The organism is Pseudomonas sp. GD03875 (genome assembly GCF_029840585.1).
Taxonomy (GTDB): domain Bacteria; phylum Pseudomonadota; class Gammaproteobacteria; order Pseudomonadales; family Pseudomonadaceae; genus Aquipseudomonas; species Aquipseudomonas paralcaligenes.
Map to the genome: position 1 here is coordinate 141,880 of NZ_JAOCCV010000002.1, position 14,823 is coordinate 156,702.

The window sequence follows — 14,823 nt, forward strand, 5'->3', positions numbered from 1 at the left end:
CCGCCATGATCAAGCGCATCGCCCAGACCGCGGGCTTCTCCGGCCTGCTGGCCGCCATCGTCCTGACCCTGCTGCAGAGCCTGTGGGTCACCCCTCTGATTCTCCAGGCGGAAACCTTCGAGACCGCCGAGCCGGTGGCCGAGCACAGCCACGGCGAGCAGGCCGTCGCCCACGCACACGACGAGGCCGCCGGCCACAGTCATGGCGAGGAAGCCTGGGCGCCCGAGGATGGCTGGCAGCGCACCCTATCCACCGGCCTCAGCAACCTGGTGGTGGCCGTCGGCTTCGCCCTGATGCTGGCCGGCCTGTTCACCCTGCGTGCGCCGAACCGCACCTGGCAGGGCTTGCTGTGGGGCCTGGGCGGCTTCGCCGTGTTCAGCCTGGCGCCGTCCGCCGGCCTGCCGCCGGAGCTGCCGGGCACCGCCGCCGCCGACCTGCTGCTGCGCCAGTACTGGTGGATCGGCACCGCCGTCGCCACCGCAGCCGGCCTGGGCCTGATCGCCTTCGGCCGCAACTGGGCGTTGCGCGTCGTCGGCCTGGTGCTGCTGGCCGTGCCGCACCTGATCGGCGCGCCGCACCCGGAGGTGCACGAGAGCCTGGCGCCGGCCGCCCTGGAGCGCGAGTTCATCCTGGCCTCGCTGCTGACCAACGCGGTGTTCTGGGCCGCCCTCGGCCTGGCCGCGGCCTGGTTCTTCGGCCGTGGCGCCCGTCGGGACGCCTGAGCCGGTGACCATCGCCGGCCTCGGCTGCCGTCGCGGCTGCACGGCGGCCGAGTTGCGCGAACTGCTGGAACGGACCCTGCGGCAGCTCGCGCTGCCGCTGGGCGCGCTGGATGGTCTGGCCACCAGCGAGCACAAGCGCGGTGAGGCCGGACTGGTGCAATTGGCACATGACCTCGGCCTGCCGCTGGACTTCCACACGGCCGAGCAACTGGCCTGCCACGAGCCACAGATCAGCGAAGGCTCGGAGCAGGTCCGCGAGCTGACCGGCGCCGCCAGCGTGGCCGAGGCCAGTGCCCTGGCCTCGGCCAGCGAGCGCTCCGGTCGCGCCGCCACCCTGATCTGTCCTAAACAGCGCAGCGCCGCTGCTACCCTGGCCATCGCCCGCGCCTGAGCGCCTGCTCGTGATCTGCTGCGCGTCGGCTATGTCCACGTGAGTTGTCGCACCCCTTGTGGGAGCGGATTCATCCGCGAATGTCGCGGCCAATCGGAATGCTGCCCAGCCGCGCCTACGAACGCAGGACTGCGCCACCGATACGTAACGGGGACATAGCCCTTCGGAATGCTCCTCTGCCGTCTGTAAACTCTTCTTCCTCAGCCGTTTTCGCTTATCTCTGGCTCGCAAGGTCGCGAGCAGGCTCTGACATCGGGGTAACTCAATGACCGTCTATTTCATCGGCGCCGGCCCCGGCGATCCGGAGCTGATCACCGTCAAGGGCCAGCGCCTGATCCGCAGCTGTCCGCTGATCCTCTACGCCGGCTCGCTGGTGCCGGAGGCCGTGCTCCAGGGCCATGGCGCCGAGCGGGTGGTGAACACCGCCGAGCTGCATCTGGAGCAGATCGTCGCCCTGCTGGCAGAAGCCCATGCCCGGGGCCAGGACGTGGCCCGGGTGCATTCCGGCGATCCCTCGCTGTACGGCGCCATCGGCGAGCAGATCCGCGAACTGCGGGCGCTGGGCATTCCCTTCGAGATCATCCCCGGTGTCACCGCCACGGCGGCCTGCGCGGCGCTGCTGGAGGCCGAGCTGACCCTGCCCGAGGTGGCGCAGACGGTGATCCTCACCCGCTACGGGCACAGTTCGCCGATGCCGGCGGGCGAGGCGCTGGGCGCCCTGGCCAGCCACCGCGCGACCCTGGCGATCCACCTGGGCGTGCGCCACCTGCCGAGCATCGTCGAGGAACTGCTGCCGCACTATGGCGGCGATTGCCCGGTCGCGGTGGTCCATCGCGCCAGCTGGCCGGACCAGGACTGGGTGCGTGGCACCCTTGCGGACATCGAAGAGAAAGTGCGTGGCAAGGACTTCCGCCGCACCGCGCTGATCCTCGTCGGCCGGGTGCTGGATGCGCCGGACTTCGCCGGCTCGGCGCTCTACGCCGAGGCCACCCGTCACCTGTTCAGGAAAGACGACGCAGGCAGTAGCGACTGAGGTCGACGTTGCCCCGGTTGTCGGCGATGGCGATCTCGCCGCCCAGCCCTCTGAGACGGCTGTTCAGGTCGCTGGCGTAGAGCGCCTGGCGCAGGCGCGGGTAGTCCCACTGCGGCGCCAGCCAGCGGTGCAGCTGCGGCAGCAGGAACTCCCAGTGGCCGGGCGCGCAGGCGAAGCCGGCCTCGCGCAGGCGGGCGAGGGTGTCGGCATCGCCGCGCAGCAGGGCCTGGCAGTGCTGGAACAAGGTTTCGAGCGGATCGTCCATGACTGGCGATATTGCGCGGCGGCGAGGGTTGCGGGCAACCTGTGCGGCCATCGGATCGACGAGGAACCCCCATGCGCGACTATCAGTGGCTGCACGAATACTGCCTCAACCGCTTCGGCTCGGCCGCCGCCCTGGAGGTCAGGTTGCCGCAGCCCGTGAGAGAGGCCGAACTGCGCACACTGAGCGACGACCGCTACCTGTCGCAGATGGCCCTGCGGATATTCCGCGCCGGCCTCAAGCACAGCCTGGTGGACGCCAAGTGGCCGGCGTTCGAGGAAGTGTTCTTCGGCTTCGACCCGGAGAAGGTGGTGCTGATGGGTGCCGAGCACCTGGAGCGGCTGATGCAGGACACGCGCCTGATCCGCCACCTGGGCAAGCTCAAGAGCGTGCCGCGCAATGCCCAGTTCATCCTCGACGTGCGCAACGAGAAGGGCAGCTTCGGCGCGCTGATCGCCGACTGGCCGGCGAGCGATATCGTCGGCCTGTGGAAGTACCTGGCCAAGCACGGCAACCAGCTCGGCGGCCTGTCGGCGCCGCGTTTCCTGCGCATGGTCGGCAAGGACACCTTCATTCCCAGCAACGACATGGTCGCCGCGCTCAAGGCCCAGGAAATCATCGACAAGGCGCCGACCAGCCAGAAGGAGCTGGCCGCGGTGCAGGCCGCCTTCAACGAGTGGCAGGCGCAGAGCGGCCGGCCGTTGTGCCAGCTGTCGATGATGCTGTCCTTCACCGTCAACCACTGAGTGCGCCAGGAGGCAGGCATGCAGGAGGAGATCATCCGCGTCGCCCGGGCCATCCAGGGCGCCGAGCGCATCCTGGTCATCACCGGCGCCGGGCTCTCGGCGGATTCCGGGCTGCCGACCTACCGCGGCCTGGGCGGCCTGTACAACGGCCTGACGGCGGAGGGGCTGCCGATCGAGGCGGCGCTGTCAGGGCCGATGCTGCAGCGCGACCCGGCGCTGTGCTGGAAGTACCTGGCCCAGCTCGGCGAGGCCTGCCTCGGCGCCGTGCCCAACGCCGGCCACGCCGCCATCGCCGAGCTGCAGAGGCGCAAGCCGGGCTGCTGGGTGCTGACCCAGAACATCGATGGCTACCACCGCGCCGCCGGCTCGCCGGCCGAGCGCCTGATCGAGATCCACGGCGAGCTGGCGCCGCTGTTCTGCCAGTCCTGCGGGGCGGAGGACGCCGAGCTGGCCGAACACCTGCGGAGGCCGCTCCCGCCGCGCTGTGCCCGCTGCGGGGGCGTGCTGCGCCCTCCGGTGGTGCTGTTCGAGGAAATGCTGCCCGAGAATGCCATTGGTCGGCTTTATGACCAGGTGCGGCAGGGCTTCGAGGTGGTTATCGCGGTGGGGACTACCGCGAGCTTCCCCTACATCGTCGAGCCGGTGGTGCAGGCCAGCAGGTACGGGGGTTTCACCGTCGAAGTGAATCCCCGGGAGACCGATATCAGCCGCCGGGTGGACCTGCGTCTGGCGGGGAGGGCGTCAGACGTTTTGCCGGAACTACTGAGTCACATTCCCGGGTATTGAATTTGCAAATCGCCTCGATAGGCGGCATAGTCGCGCCCCAACAAAAACCCAGACAGACACGGTCGTGCCCATGCTAAAGCGCTTCGCACCCCTCGTGCCCATTGCACTCTCAGCCCTGCTGGCGGCCTGCGCCACCCAGGCGCCGCAGCAGCCCCAGATGGATCTGGCTCACAAGCCCCAGCCGCAACCCGTCGAGTTCATCTTCGACGAAGAGCCGGTGGTGGAATTCTCGGACGATAACGCCTACGAGCTGCCTTCGCTGGCGGACAGCATCCTGGCTCATGGCCTGTCCCTGGTCGGCACCCGCTACCGCATGGGCGGCACCTCGGTGACCAGCGGTTTCGACTGCAGCGGCTTCGTCGGCTTCCTGTTCAAGGAAGAGGCGGGCATGCAGCTGCCGCGCTCGACCCGCGAACTGATCAATCTGGACGCGCCGCTGGTCTCGCGCAGCGAGCTGGAGCCGGGTGATCTGATCTTCTTCAACAACCGTGGCCGTGGCCGCGTCAGCCACGCCGGCATCTACCTGGGCGACGACCAGTTCATCCATTCCAGCAGCAGCCGTAGCGGCGGCGTGCGGGTAGACAGCCTGGACGACAGCTACTGGAGCCGCAGCTACATGGAAGCCAAGCGCGTCCTGGCCATGGCGCCGGAGCCGCGCGAAGCGCATCGCTGAGCGTCGCGGGCCTTGCGCCCGCGGCGGCGAGCCGGCAGAGTAGGGCGCATTCCGGCCAGGACGCCCGCCCATGCATTCCACGGCTCGCCTCTCCCTGCTAGCCCTCGCCGCGCTGCTCACCGCATGCGCCGGCAATCCCCCTCCACCTTCCTACGAACCCGTCGCGCTCTTTCCCATCGTCGGCGCCAGCGCCGATGACGTGGTGATCAGCGCCATCGGCCTGAACGGCACGCCGTACCGCTATGGCGGCAACACGCCGGAGAGCGGTTTCGACTGCAGCGGCCTGATCGGCTACGTCTACCGCAACGCCGCCGGCATCCAGCTGCCGCGCTCGACCCGCGACATGATCAATCTGCGCGTGCCCGACGTCGGCCGCGGCGAGCTGCAGAGCGGCGACCTGGTGTTCTTCGCCACCAACGGCGGCGGCAAGGTCACCCACGCCGGCATCTACGTGGGCGAGGGGCGCTTCGTGCACGCGCCGTCCAGTGGCGGCACCGTGCGCCTGGATCACCTGACCCAGGCCTACTGGCAGAAGAGCTACCTCGGCGCCAAGCGCGTCCTGGCCGCCGGCCACCTGGCGCGTCAGCCATGACCAACCGCACCCTCGCCCTCGACGACGCCCTCTACCAGTACCTGCTCGACGTCTCCCTGCGCGAGTCGCCGCTGCTCAAGCGCCTGCGCGAGGAAACCACGAAGCTGCCCTCGGCCGGCTGGCAGATCGCCCCCGAGCAGGGCCAGTTCATGGCCCTGCTGGTCCAGCTCTGCGGCGCGCGCAAGATCCTCGAGATCGGCACCTACACCGGCTACAGCGCCCTGTGCATGGCCCAGGCCGCTGGCGAGGACGGGCGCCTGACCTGCTGCGACCTGCCCGGCGACTACAACGCCATCGCCGAGCGCTACTGGCAGGAGGCCGGGGTGGCGGAGCGCATCGACCTGCGCCTGGCGCCGGCGCTGGAGACCCTCAGCGCGCTGGAGCGCGGCGGCCATGGCGAGAGCTTCGACCTGATCTTCATCGACGCGGACAAGGCCAACTACCCGGTGTACCTGGAGCACGCGCTGGTACTGGCGCGCAGGGGCGGGCTGATCCTGTTCGACAACGTGCTGTGGAGCGGCAGGGTGCTGGAGCAGAACCCGGACAGCGCCGACACCCGCGCCATCCAGTCGCTCAACCGCGGCCTGCGTCGCGACACCCGGCTCGACCTCAGCCTGCTGCCGCTGGGCGACGGTCTGAGCCTCTGCCGCAAGCGCTAGTGCGGTTGCCGGTAGGGTGCGCCGCGCGCACCGCGATTTCATAGGTGCGCGCGGCGCACCCTACGGCGCTGACTGATACCGCTCAGGCCCCGAGCGCGGCCTCGCATTCCTCCACGCAGCGCTGGCAGGCCTGGGCGCATTGCTGGCAGTGGTCGTGCTGGTGCTCGCCGCAAGCCTCGGCGCAGGCCTGGCAGGCTATCGCGCAGAGGCGCAGGATTTCGTCGCACAGCGGGCTGTCGCGGGCCATCAGGCGTTCGGCCAGGCGGCACAGGTCGGCGCAGTCGATGTCGCAGGCGATGCAGGTGGCCATGTGCTGCAGGTCGGGCTCCTTGAGGCAGGCGGCGGCGCAGGTTTCGCAGGCGATGGCGCAGGCGCTGCAGGCCTGGATGCAGGAAGCGTAGCGTTCACGGACCATGGCGTTCTCCTCGGGTAAGGTCGGTCGTCTGGGTTGTGAACCCCGCAGGTCCCCAGGGGTTCGACCCATCTGCCGGGCGGCGCGGCTTGCACCGGAGCGGCAACAGCCCCTAAGCTGCGCGCCTGCTTCAGGTGCCCCGGCGCGCGGCGTTCGCGGGTGAAACAGGGAAGCCGGTCCATTCGTCACGAAGAATCCGGCGCTGCCCCCGCAACGGTAGGTGAGACAAGGGTCGCTCGACGCCACTGTGCCTTGGCACGGGAAGGCGCGACCCGCAGGCTGCAGGCCTGACTCACGAGCCCGGAGACCGGCCTGTCGCGATCCACGGCAGTGCGGCGGGCTCTGCGGTTGCGGGCCCCGCGCCCGGCCGCCGCCTTTTCCTCCTGCCCCGATTGATTCCGCGCCCGGACCTCCCGTGCGCGCAGGGTGCCCAGGAGCCCGACATGAGCGAATCGGCCGAACGCGACGCCCGCCACAAGGCGCGCATGCAGCGCAAGAAGGCGCTGATCGACGAGAAGATCGCCCAGGCCCGGGACGAGTACGGCCTGCTGCTGGTGCACACCGGCAACGGCAAGGGCAAGAGCAGCTCCGCCTTCGGCATGGTCGCCCGCGCCCTCGGCCACGGTATGAAGGTCGGCGTGGTGCAGTTCATCAAGGGCGCCGCCAGCACCGGCGAGGAAGCCTTCTTCCGCCGTTTCCCCGACGAAGTGCGCTGGTTCGTCATGGGCGAGGGCTTCACCTGGGAGACCCAGGACCGCCAGCGCGACATCGCCATGGCCGGCGAGGCCTGGAAGGTGGCACGCACGTTGCTGGCCGACGAGAGCGTCGGCCTGGTGGTGCTGGACGAGCTGAACATCGCCCTCAAACACGGCTACCTGCAGCTGGACGAGGTGCTCGCCGACATCGAGGCGCGACCGCTGCTGCAGCACGTGGTGGTGACCGGCCGCGGCGCGCAGCCGGGGATGATCGAGGTGGCCGACACCGTCAGCGACATGAGCCTGGTCAAGCATGCCTTCAAGGCCGGGGTTAAGGCGCAGAAAGGGATCGAGTTCTGATGGCCGAGCCACGCCACTGCCCGGCCTTGCTGATCGCCGCGCCGGCCTCCGGTCAGGGCAAGACCACCGTGACCGCCGCCCTGGCGCGCCTGCACAGCCGTGCCGGCAAGCGCGTGCGGGTGTTCAAGTGCGGCCCCGACTTCCTCGACCCGATGATCCTCGCCCGTGCCAGCGGCGCGCCGGTGTACCAGCTCGACCTGTGGATGGTCGGCGAGGCCGAGACCCGGCGCCTGCTGTGGCAGGCGGCGGGCGAGGCCGACCTGATCCTGATCGAGGGGGTGATGGGGCTGTTCGACGGCAGCCCCTCGGCCGCCGACCTGGCGCGCCGCCTGGAGGTGCCGGTGCTGGGCGTGATCGACGCCGGCGCCATGGCCCAGACCTTCGGTGCCATGGCCTACGGCCTGGCTCACTTCCAGCCCGGTCTGCCGTTCGCCGGGGTGCTGGCCAACCGCACCGGTAGCGAGCGCCACAACGGCATCCTGCGCGATAGCCTGGCGCCGGGCATGCGCTGGTTCGGTGGCCTGCCGCGCTCCACCGCGCTGGAATTGCCGCGCCGCCACCTGGGGCTGATCCAGGCCGAGGAACTGGCCGACCTGGACGCGCGCCTGGGCGCCGCCGCCGATGCCCTGCTGGCCAGCGCCGGCGAGTTGCTGCCGGCGCCGGTGGGCTTTGCCGCCCCCGTCATGCCGGCCATCGAGCCGCTGTTGGCCGGGGTGCGCATCGGCGTGGCCCGCGACACCAGCTTCGCTTTCCTCTACCAGGCCAACCTCGACCTGCTGCGCGAGCTGGGCGCCGAGCTGGTGTTCTTCTCGCCCTTGGCTGACTCGGGATTGCCGGACGTCGACAGCCTCTATCTGCCCGGTGGCTACCCCGAGCTGCACCTGCGCCAACTGGCGGAAAACCGGCCGATGCTCGACACCATCCGCGCACATCACGCGGCCGGCAAGCCGCTCCTCGCCGAGTGCGGTGGCATGCTCTACCTGCTCGAATCGCTGACCGACAAGCAGGGCGCGAGCGCCGAACTGCTCGGCCTGCTGCCGGGCCGCGCGGTCATGCAGCCGCGCCTGGCGGCGCTGGCGCTGCAGGAAGTGGAGCTGCCGGAAGGGCGTCTGCGCGGGCACACCTACCACCATTCCGTGCTGGACTGCGCCCAGGCGCCGCTGGCCCAGGGCACCTGCCCGAACGGCAAGCCGGTGGCCGAGGCGGTATTTCGCAGCGGCCGGCTGACCGCCTCCTACATCCACTTCTACCTGCCGTCCAACCCCGGGGCGACGGCGCGGCTGCTGGCGCCATGAGCGAGCACGCCTTCAGCGCCGAGGAGCGCGCCGCAGTCTACCGCGCCATCGCCGAGCGCCGCGACATGCGCCACTTTGCCGGCGGAAGGGTAGAGCCTGAACTGCTGGCGCGCTTGCTGCGGGCCGCGCACCAGGCGCCCAGCGTGGGCCTGATGCAGCCCTGGCGCTTCGTCCGCATCACCCGGCCGGAGCTGCGCGACGGCATCCACGCCCTGGTCGAGGCCGAGCGGGTGCGCACCGCCGAGGCCCTGGGCGAGCGTGGCGATGAGTTCATGCGGCTCAAGGTCGAGGGCATCCGCGATTGCGCCGAATTGCTGGTAGCAGCGCTGATGGACGGCCGCGAGGCCCATGTGTTCGGCCGGCGCACCCTGCCGCAGATGGACCTGGCCTCGGTCAGTTGCGCTATCCAGAACCTGTGGCTGGCGGCCCGCGCCGAGGGGCTGGGCATGGGCTGGGTGTCGCTGTTCGATCCGCTCGCCCTGGCCGAACTGCTCGGCATGCCGGAAGGCAGCCAGCCGGTGGCCGTGCTGTGCCTGGGGCCGGTGAGCGGCTTCTACCAGCGGCCGATGCTGGTGGAGGAGGGCTGGGCCGACGAGCGCCCGCTGGACGAACTGGTGTTCGCCGACCAGTGGGGCCGGCGGCCGTGAGCGTGGCGCTGTCCGCCCTGGCCGGCATGGGCCTGGACGCCTGGCTCGGCGAGCCGCGCCGCTGGCACCCACTGGTGGGCTTCGGCGAACTGGCCCGGCGCATCGAACAGCGCCTCAACGCCGGCGGCCGTGGCTGGCGCAGCCACGGCGTCAGCGGCTGGTGCCTGGCGGTGCTGCCGCCGGTGGTGCTGGTCTGGCTGCTGAGCCTGACCAGCCTGGGCTGGCTGCTGGACATCTTCGCCCTGTATTTCGCCGTCGGCCTGAAGAGCCTCGGCCAGCACGCCCTGCCGGTGGCCCAGGCCCTGCGCCTGGGCGACCTGCCCCGGGCGCGCCAGCGGGTCGGCTACCTGGTCAGCCGGCGCACCGCCGAACTGGATGCCACCGGCGTCGCCCGCGCGGGCACCGAGTCGGTGCTGGAGAACGGCTCGGACGCGGTGTTCGCCGCGCTGTTCTGGTTCTGCCTGCTCGGCGCGCCGGGCGTGATGCTGTACCGCCTGAGCAACACCCTGGACGCCATGTGGGGCTATCGCAACGAACGCTTCGAGCGCTTCGGCTGGGCGGCGGCGAAGATCGACGACCTGCTCAACTACCTGCCGGCGCGCCTGGTGGCGCTGACCTACGCGCTGCTCGGCCGCACCCGCCTGGCGCTGCGCTGCTGGCGGCGCCAGGCGCCGCTGTGGGACAGCCCCAACGCCGGCCCGGTGATGGCGGCGGGCGCCGGCGCCCTGGGCGTCAGCCTGGGCGGTTCGGCGGTCTATCACGGCATCGAGGAGCCGCGTCCGCAGCTGGGCGAGGGCGCGCCGCCGCGGGCGCGGGACATCGAGCGGGCGCTCAACCTGGTGTACGGCGGCGTCGCCCTGTGGCTGCTGGTGCTAGTCGCGGGAGGACTGTGCCTTGCTTGAGCACGGCGGACGGCTGCGCGAGGCGGCGCGGCGCTACGGCATCCCGCTGGCGGACTGGCTCGACCTGTCCACCGGCATCGCCCCCTATGGCTGGCCGCTGCCGGCGATTCCCGCGTCCGCCTGGCAGTGCCTGCCGGAGGCCGACGACGGCCTGGAGGCCCTGGCTCGCGACTACTACGGCGCCCCGGCGCTGCTGCCGGTGGCCGGCTCCCAGGCGGCGATCCAGGCGTTGCCGCGCCTGTGCCGCGACGGCAGCCGGGTGGGCATCGTGTCGCCGGCCTATGCCGAGCACGCCGAGGCCTGGCGCCGAGAGGGTCACTTGGTGGTCGAACTGGGCGAAGGCGCGGTCGAGCGCAGCCTGGAGCGCCTGGACGTGCTGCTGGTGGTCAACCCGAACAACCCCACCGGCCGGCTGATCGAGCGCGAGCGCCTGCTCGGCTGGCATGCGCGGCTGTCCGAACGCGGCGGCTGGTTGCTGGTGGACGAGGCCTTCATGGATTGCACGCCGGCACACAGCCTGGCCGCCGATAGCCAGCGGCCGGGGCTGATCGTACTGCGCTCGTTCGGCAAGTTCTTCGGCCTGGCCGGCATCCGCCTGGGCTTCGCGCTGGCCGAGGCCGCGCTGCTGGAGCGCCTGTCCGAACTGCTCGGACCATGGTCGGTCAGCGGCCCGGCGCGGGCGGTGGCCAGGGCGTTGCTGGGCGACGGCGAGGGGCAGTGGCGCCAGCGCGAGCGTCTGCGGGTCGATGGCCTGCGCCTGGCCGTGCTGCTCAGCGCCTGCGGCCTGGCTCCGGCCGGCGGCACCGCGCTGTTCCAGCTGGTCCACCACCCGCAGGCGGTGGGTCTGCACGGCTACTTCGCCCGGCGCGGCATCCTCCTGCGCCTGTTCGCCGAGACCCGCTGCCTGCGCTTCGGCCTGCCCGGCGACGAGGCCGGCTGGCGCCGCCTGGAACAGGCTCTGAAGGAGATGCCGGCATGACCACGCTCATGGTCCAGGGCACCACCTCGGACGCCGGCAAGAGCACCCTGGTGACCGCCCTGTGCCGCTGGCTCCGGCGCCAGGGCGTGAGCGTGGCGCCGTTCAAGCCGCAGAACATGGCGCTCAACTCCGCCGTCACCGCCGACGGCGGCGAGATCGGCCGCGCCCAGGCGGTGCAGGCCCAGGCCGCCGGGCTGTCGCCGCACACCGACATGAACCCGGTGCTGCTCAAGCCCAACAGCGACACCGGCGCCCAGGTGATCATCCAGGGCCGGGCGGTCGGCAACATGAACGCGGTGGCCTACCACGGCTACAAGCGCGTCGCCCGAGCGGCGGTGCTCGAATCCCACGCGCGCCTGGCGTTGCAATACCCGGTGGTGATGGTGGAGGGCGCCGGCTCGCCGGCCGAGATCAACCTGCGCGCCGGCGACATCGCCAACATGGGCTTCGCCGAGGCGGTGGACTGCCCGGTGATCCTGATCGCCGATATCGACAAGGGCGGCGTGTTCGCCCACCTGGTCGGCACCCTGGAACTGCTCTCGGACAGCGAGCGGGCTCGGGTCAAAGGCTTCGTCATCAACCGCTTCCGTGGCGACATCGCCTTGCTTCAACCGGGGCTGGACTGGCTGGAGCAGCGCACCGGCAAGCCGGTGCTCGGCGTGCTGCCGTACCTGATGGACTTCCACCTGGAGGCCGAGGACGCGGTGCAGGTGCTGCAGCCGGACAAGGAACGCGAGGTGCTGCGGGTCGCCGTGCCGGTGCTGCCGCGCATCAGCAACCACACCGACTTCGACCCGCTGCGCCTGCACCCGCAGGTCGACCTGCGGTTCATCGGCCCCGGCCAGGAGATTCCGCCGGCCGATCTGATCATCCTGCCCGGCTCGAAGAGCGTGCGCGCCGACCTGGCTCGCCTGCGCGAGCACGGCTGGGACGCCGCCATCGCCCGCCACCTGCGCTACGGCGGCAAGCTCCTCGGCATCTGCGGCGGGCTGCAGATGCTCGGCACGCGCATCGACGATCCCCACGGCCTGGAAGGCCCGGCCGGCGGCAGCGCGGGGCTCGGCCTGCTCGACTACGCCACCGTGCTGGAGCCTGAGAAGCAGCTGCGCAACGTGCATGGCCGCCTGGCCCTGGGCGACCTGCCGGTGAGCGGCTACGAGATCCACGCCGGGGTCAGCGCCGGCCCGGCGCTGGCACGGCCGGCCGTGGTGCTGGACGACGGTCGCGGCGACGGCGCCCTGAGCGCCGACGGCCAGGTCATGGCCACCTACCTGCACGGGCTGTTCGAGCAGCCGGCGGCCTGCGCCGCGCTGCTCGCCTGGGCGGGCCTGCGCGAGGCGCGCCAGGTGGATTACCATGCGCGCCGGGAGCGCGACATCGAGCGCCTGGCCGACTTGGTCGAGGCGCATCTGGACACCCGCCTGCTCCGCGAACTATGTGGCCTGTAGCCACTGTTGTGGGAGCGGCCTCGGCCGCGATCGCGCGCCCACCGACTCTACACAGGAAACCCCGATGCTCGAACTGATCCTCGGCGGCGCCCGCTCTGGCAAGAGCCGCCTGGCCGAGCGGCTGGCCGCGCAGAGCGGGCTGGACGTCACCTACATCGCCACCGGCCGGGCCTGGGACGGCGAGATGGCCGCGCGCATCGCCCATCATCGTGCCTCGCGTCCGGCCGAATGGGGCCTGGTGGAAGAACCCCTCGAACTGGCCCGCGCCCTGCGCGACAATGCCGCCCCCCGGCGCTGCCTGCTGGTCGACTGCCTGACCCTGTGGCTGACCAACCTGCTGATGCTGGAAGACGAGAACCGCCTGGCCCTGGAGCGCGACGCCTTCCTGGCAGCGCTGACCGAGCTGCCGGGACGCATCGTCCTGGTCAGCAACGAGACTGGCCTGGGCGTGGTGCCGCTGGGCGAACTGACCCGCCGCTACGTCGACGAGGCCGGCTGGCTGCACCAGGCCGTGGCCGAACGCGCCGGGCGGGTGGTGTTCACCGTCGCCGGCCTGCCCATGCTGCTCAAAGGAGAGCCGCTATGACTTCATCGCCCTGGTGGCAGCTCGCCTGCCGCCAGCCCGACGCCGCCGCCGAGGCCGCCGCCCTGGCGCGCCAGGCGCAGCTGACCAAGCCGCGCGGCGCCCTCGGTGCGTTGGAGGTGCTGGCCGTGCGCATGGCCGCGCTGCAGGGGCGCGAGCGGCCGTCCATCGCCCGGCCGCGGCTGGTGCTGTTCGCCGGCGACCACGGCGTGGTCGCCGAGGGCGTGTCGGCCTACCCGCAGGCGGTCACCGCGCAGATGCTCGGCAACTTCGTCACCGGCGGCGCGGCGGTCAGCGTGCTGGCCCGGGAGCAGGGCGTGCCGCTGCGCCTGATCGACCTGGGCACCATCGACCCCACACTGGAGCTGCCCGGCGTGCGCCACCTGCGCCTGGGCGCCGGCACCGCCAACTTCGCCGTCGAGCCGGCGATGAGCGCCGCGCAGTGCGCGGCCGCCCTGCAGGCCGGCCGCGACGCGGTGGCGGAGGCCCTGGCCGAGGGCTGCGACCTGCTGCTCGCGGGCGAGATGGGCATCGGCAACACCAGCGCCGCCACCGCCCTGGCCTGCGTCCTCGGCGACCTGAGCCCGGACCAGCTGACCGGGCCCGGCACCGGGCTGGACCTCGACGGCGTGCACCACAAGCAGGTGGTGATCGAGCGCGCGCTGACCCTGCACGCGGATCATCTGGGCGAGCCGCTGGAGGCCCTGCGCCGGGTCGGCGGCTTCGAGCTGGCGGCGCTGGCCGGCGCCTACGTCGCTTGCGCCCAGGCCGGCATCCCGGCGGTGGTCGACGGCTTCATCTGCACGGCGGCGGCCCTGTGCGCCGTGCGCCTGAATCCCGGCGTGCGGCCCTGGCTGCTGTTCGCTCATGCCGGCGCCGAGCCGGGCCACGCCGCGCTGCTGGCCGAGTTCGACGCCACCCCGCTGCTCGACCTCGGCCTGCGCCTGGGCGAGGGCAGCGGCGCGGCCCTGGCGCTGCCCCTGATCAAACTGGCCTGTGCGCTGCACGGCGGCATGGCTACTTTTTCTGAAGCACTGGTTGAGGACAAGCAATGACTCTTTCCCTGGACATGTTGCGCCACGGCGTGACCGACGCCGGCCCCGGCTTTCGCGGCAGCAGCGACGACGCGCTGACCGAGCAGGGCCGCCAGCAGATGCAACTGGCCCTGGCCGGGCAGAGCGGCTGGGACTTGGTGATCAGCTCGCCGCTGCAGCGTTGCGAGAGTTTCGCCCGCGCGTTCGCGGAAGGCCTTGGCCTGCCGCTGCGCATCGAGGCCGACCTGCGCGAGCTGCACTTCGGCGCCTGGGAGGGCCGCAACTCGGCGGAAGTGCTGCTGGAAGACCCGGAAGCGCTCGGCCAGTTCTGGAACGATCCCTATCACTTCACCCCGCCGGAAGCCGAGCCGGTGCGCGACTTCGCCGCGCGCGTGCTCGGCGCCGTCGAGCGCCTGCAGGCCGAGCTGGACGGCCAGCGCGTGCTGCTGATCACCCACGGCGGCGTGATGCGCCTGCTGCTGGCCCGCGCCCGCAACCTGCCGGAGGGCCAGTTGCTGCAGGTGGAGGTGGGCTACGGCGCGCTGCACCGCCTGAGCGTTGAGCCAGGCCTGAAGCTGGTCGAAGCCTGACGCGGGCCCGAGCC

The 14,823-nt window shown here is 71.4% G+C and carries 19 protein-coding genes and 1 riboswitch; of the genes, 17 read left to right on the top strand and 2 right to left on the bottom strand.

Annotated elements, in window-relative coordinates:
• Window positions 1-5 precede the first annotated feature (5 nt).
• From N5D30_RS02110 to cobM, 3 genes are all read left to right on the top strand, one after another.
• Window positions 6-722: a CbtA family protein gene (locus N5D30_RS02110; RefSeq protein ID WP_279907464.1), complete on the top strand. Its 717-nt coding sequence runs from the start codon at window positions 6-8 to the stop codon at window positions 720-722.
• 4 nt (window positions 723-726) lie between these two features.
• Window positions 727-1,113: a cobalamin biosynthesis protein gene (locus tag N5D30_RS02115; protein WP_279907465.1), complete on the top strand. Its 387-nt coding sequence runs from the start codon at window positions 727-729 to the stop codon at window positions 1,111-1,113.
• 265 nt (window positions 1,114-1,378) lie between these two features.
• Window positions 1,379-2,146 carry a precorrin-4 C(11)-methyltransferase gene (gene cobM / locus N5D30_RS02120; RefSeq protein WP_279907466.1) on the top strand — a complete coding sequence of 256 codons (768 nt, stop codon included), beginning with the start codon at window positions 1,379-1,381 and terminating at the stop codon, window positions 2,144-2,146.
• Here the strand turns inward: cobM and N5D30_RS02125 are convergent.
• Window positions 2,115-2,411: a hypothetical protein gene (locus N5D30_RS02125; RefSeq protein ID WP_220813500.1), complete on the bottom strand. Its 297-nt coding sequence runs from the start codon at window positions 2,409-2,411 to the stop codon at window positions 2,115-2,117. The genes cobM and N5D30_RS02125 overlap by 32 nt on opposite strands.
• Window positions 2,412-2,482: 71 nt before the next feature.
• Between N5D30_RS02125 and N5D30_RS02130 the strand changes: the two genes are divergently transcribed.
• The 5 genes from N5D30_RS02130 to N5D30_RS02150 all read left to right on the top strand — a co-directional run bounded on the left by N5D30_RS02130 (window position 2,483) and on the right by N5D30_RS02150 (window position 5,864).
• Window positions 2,483-3,154: a DNA-3-methyladenine glycosylase I gene (locus tag N5D30_RS02130; RefSeq protein ID WP_279907468.1), complete on the top strand. Its 672-nt coding sequence runs from the start codon at window positions 2,483-2,485 to the stop codon at window positions 3,152-3,154.
• An 18-nt stretch (window positions 3,155-3,172) separates the two neighbouring features.
• Window positions 3,173-3,940, top strand: coding sequence for an NAD-dependent deacylase (locus N5D30_RS02135; RefSeq protein WP_279907469.1), 768 nt, complete (start codon window positions 3,173-3,175; stop codon window positions 3,938-3,940).
• Between the two features lie 70 nt (window positions 3,941-4,010).
• Entirely contained in the window at window positions 4,011-4,613 is a 603-nt protein-coding gene (locus N5D30_RS02140; protein ID WP_279907470.1) for an NlpC/P60 family protein, read from the top strand.
• A 70-nt stretch (window positions 4,614-4,683) separates the two neighbouring features.
• Window positions 4,684-5,205: a C40 family peptidase gene (locus N5D30_RS02145; RefSeq protein WP_279905841.1), complete on the top strand. Its 522-nt coding sequence runs from the start codon at window positions 4,684-4,686 to the stop codon at window positions 5,203-5,205.
• Window positions 5,202-5,864 carry a class I SAM-dependent methyltransferase gene (locus N5D30_RS02150; RefSeq protein ID WP_279907471.1) on the top strand — a complete coding sequence of 221 codons (663 nt, stop codon included), beginning with the start codon at window positions 5,202-5,204 and terminating at the stop codon, window positions 5,862-5,864. Before N5D30_RS02145 ends, N5D30_RS02150 begins: the two co-directional genes overlap by 4 nt.
• Window positions 5,865-5,946: 82 nt before the next feature.
• Here N5D30_RS02150 and N5D30_RS02155 read toward each other — a convergent pair whose 3' ends face one another.
• Window positions 5,947-6,279, bottom strand: coding sequence for a four-helix bundle copper-binding protein (locus N5D30_RS02155; protein WP_279907472.1), 333 nt, complete (start codon window positions 6,277-6,279; stop codon window positions 5,947-5,949).
• Window positions 6,280-6,391: 112 nt separating this feature from the next.
• Window positions 6,392-6,607, top strand: a riboswitch (cobalamin riboswitch).
• A 112-nt stretch (window positions 6,608-6,719) separates the two neighbouring features.
• Between N5D30_RS02155 and cobO the strand changes: the two genes are divergently transcribed.
• The 9 genes from cobO to cobC all read left to right on the top strand — a co-directional run bounded on the left by cobO (window position 6,720) and on the right by cobC (window position 14,809).
• Entirely contained in the window at window positions 6,720-7,331 is a 612-nt protein-coding gene (gene cobO, locus N5D30_RS02160; RefSeq protein ID WP_279907473.1) for a cob(I)yrinic acid a,c-diamide adenosyltransferase, read from the top strand.
• Entirely contained in the window at window positions 7,331-8,626 is a 1,296-nt protein-coding gene (locus N5D30_RS02165) for a cobyrinate a,c-diamide synthase (RefSeq protein WP_279907474.1), read from the top strand. The genes cobO and N5D30_RS02165 overlap by 1 nt, the downstream gene beginning before the upstream one ends.
• Complete coding sequence (bluB, locus tag N5D30_RS02170) at window positions 8,623-9,273, top strand: 5,6-dimethylbenzimidazole synthase (protein WP_279907475.1); 651 nt, start codon at window positions 8,623-8,625, stop codon at window positions 9,271-9,273. Before N5D30_RS02165 ends, bluB begins: the two co-directional genes overlap by 4 nt.
• Complete coding sequence (cbiB, locus tag N5D30_RS02175; RefSeq protein ID WP_279907476.1) at window positions 9,270-10,175, top strand: adenosylcobinamide-phosphate synthase CbiB; 906 nt, start codon at window positions 9,270-9,272, stop codon at window positions 10,173-10,175. The genes bluB and cbiB overlap by 4 nt, the downstream gene beginning before the upstream one ends.
• On the top strand, window positions 10,168-11,154 hold the full coding sequence (gene cobD, locus N5D30_RS02180; protein WP_279907477.1) for a threonine-phosphate decarboxylase CobD: 987 nt from the start codon (window positions 10,168-10,170) through the stop codon (window positions 11,152-11,154). The genes cbiB and cobD overlap by 8 nt, the downstream gene beginning before the upstream one ends.
• Window positions 11,151-12,602, top strand: coding sequence for a cobyric acid synthase (locus N5D30_RS02185; RefSeq protein WP_279907478.1), 1,452 nt, complete (start codon window positions 11,151-11,153; stop codon window positions 12,600-12,602). Before cobD ends, N5D30_RS02185 begins: the two co-directional genes overlap by 4 nt.
• 64 nt (window positions 12,603-12,666) lie before the next feature.
• Entirely contained in the window at window positions 12,667-13,188 is a 522-nt protein-coding gene (gene cobU / locus N5D30_RS02190; protein ID WP_279907479.1) for a bifunctional adenosylcobinamide kinase/adenosylcobinamide-phosphate guanylyltransferase, read from the top strand.
• Window positions 13,185-14,240: a nicotinate-nucleotide--dimethylbenzimidazole phosphoribosyltransferase gene (gene cobT, locus N5D30_RS02195; RefSeq protein WP_279907480.1), complete on the top strand. Its 1,056-nt coding sequence runs from the start codon at window positions 13,185-13,187 to the stop codon at window positions 14,238-14,240. The genes cobU and cobT overlap by 4 nt, the downstream gene beginning before the upstream one ends.
• Window positions 14,237-14,809, top strand: coding sequence for an alpha-ribazole phosphatase family protein (cobC, locus tag N5D30_RS02200; RefSeq protein ID WP_279905854.1), 573 nt, complete (start codon window positions 14,237-14,239; stop codon window positions 14,807-14,809). Before cobT ends, cobC begins: the two co-directional genes overlap by 4 nt.
• The last annotated feature ends 14 nt before the right edge of the window (window positions 14,810-14,823 follow it).

Coding starts and splice junctions, on each gene's coding strand:
- N5D30_RS02110 (WP_279907464.1), top strand. CDS start 6: ATGATCAAGCGCATCGCCCAGACCGCGGGCTTCTCCGGCCTGCTGGCC.
- cobM (WP_279907466.1), top strand. CDS start 1,379: ATGACCGTCTATTTCATCGGCGCCGGCCCCGGCGATCCGGAGCTGATC.
- N5D30_RS02125 (WP_220813500.1), bottom strand. CDS start 2,411: ATGGACGATCCGCTCGAAACCTTGTTCCAGCACTGCCAGGCCCTGCTG.
- N5D30_RS02130 (WP_279907468.1), top strand. CDS start 2,483: ATGCGCGACTATCAGTGGCTGCACGAATACTGCCTCAACCGCTTCGGC.
- N5D30_RS02135 (WP_279907469.1), top strand. CDS start 3,173: ATGCAGGAGGAGATCATCCGCGTCGCCCGGGCCATCCAGGGCGCCGAG.
- N5D30_RS02140 (WP_279907470.1), top strand. CDS start 4,011: ATGCTAAAGCGCTTCGCACCCCTCGTGCCCATTGCACTCTCAGCCCTG.
- N5D30_RS02145 (WP_279905841.1), top strand. CDS start 4,684: ATGCATTCCACGGCTCGCCTCTCCCTGCTAGCCCTCGCCGCGCTGCTC.
- N5D30_RS02150 (WP_279907471.1), top strand. CDS start 5,202: ATGACCAACCGCACCCTCGCCCTCGACGACGCCCTCTACCAGTACCTG.
- N5D30_RS02155 (WP_279907472.1), bottom strand. CDS start 6,279: ATGGTCCGTGAACGCTACGCTTCCTGCATCCAGGCCTGCAGCGCCTGC.
- cobO (WP_279907473.1), top strand. CDS start 6,720: ATGAGCGAATCGGCCGAACGCGACGCCCGCCACAAGGCGCGCATGCAG.
- N5D30_RS02165 (WP_279907474.1), top strand. CDS start 7,331: ATGGCCGAGCCACGCCACTGCCCGGCCTTGCTGATCGCCGCGCCGGCC.
- bluB (WP_279907475.1), top strand. CDS start 8,623: ATGAGCGAGCACGCCTTCAGCGCCGAGGAGCGCGCCGCAGTCTACCGC.
- N5D30_RS02185 (WP_279907478.1), top strand. CDS start 11,151: ATGACCACGCTCATGGTCCAGGGCACCACCTCGGACGCCGGCAAGAGC.
- cobU (WP_279907479.1), top strand. CDS start 12,667: ATGCTCGAACTGATCCTCGGCGGCGCCCGCTCTGGCAAGAGCCGCCTG.
- cobT (WP_279907480.1), top strand. CDS start 13,185: ATGACTTCATCGCCCTGGTGGCAGCTCGCCTGCCGCCAGCCCGACGCC.
- cobC (WP_279905854.1), top strand. CDS start 14,237: ATGACTCTTTCCCTGGACATGTTGCGCCACGGCGTGACCGACGCCGGC.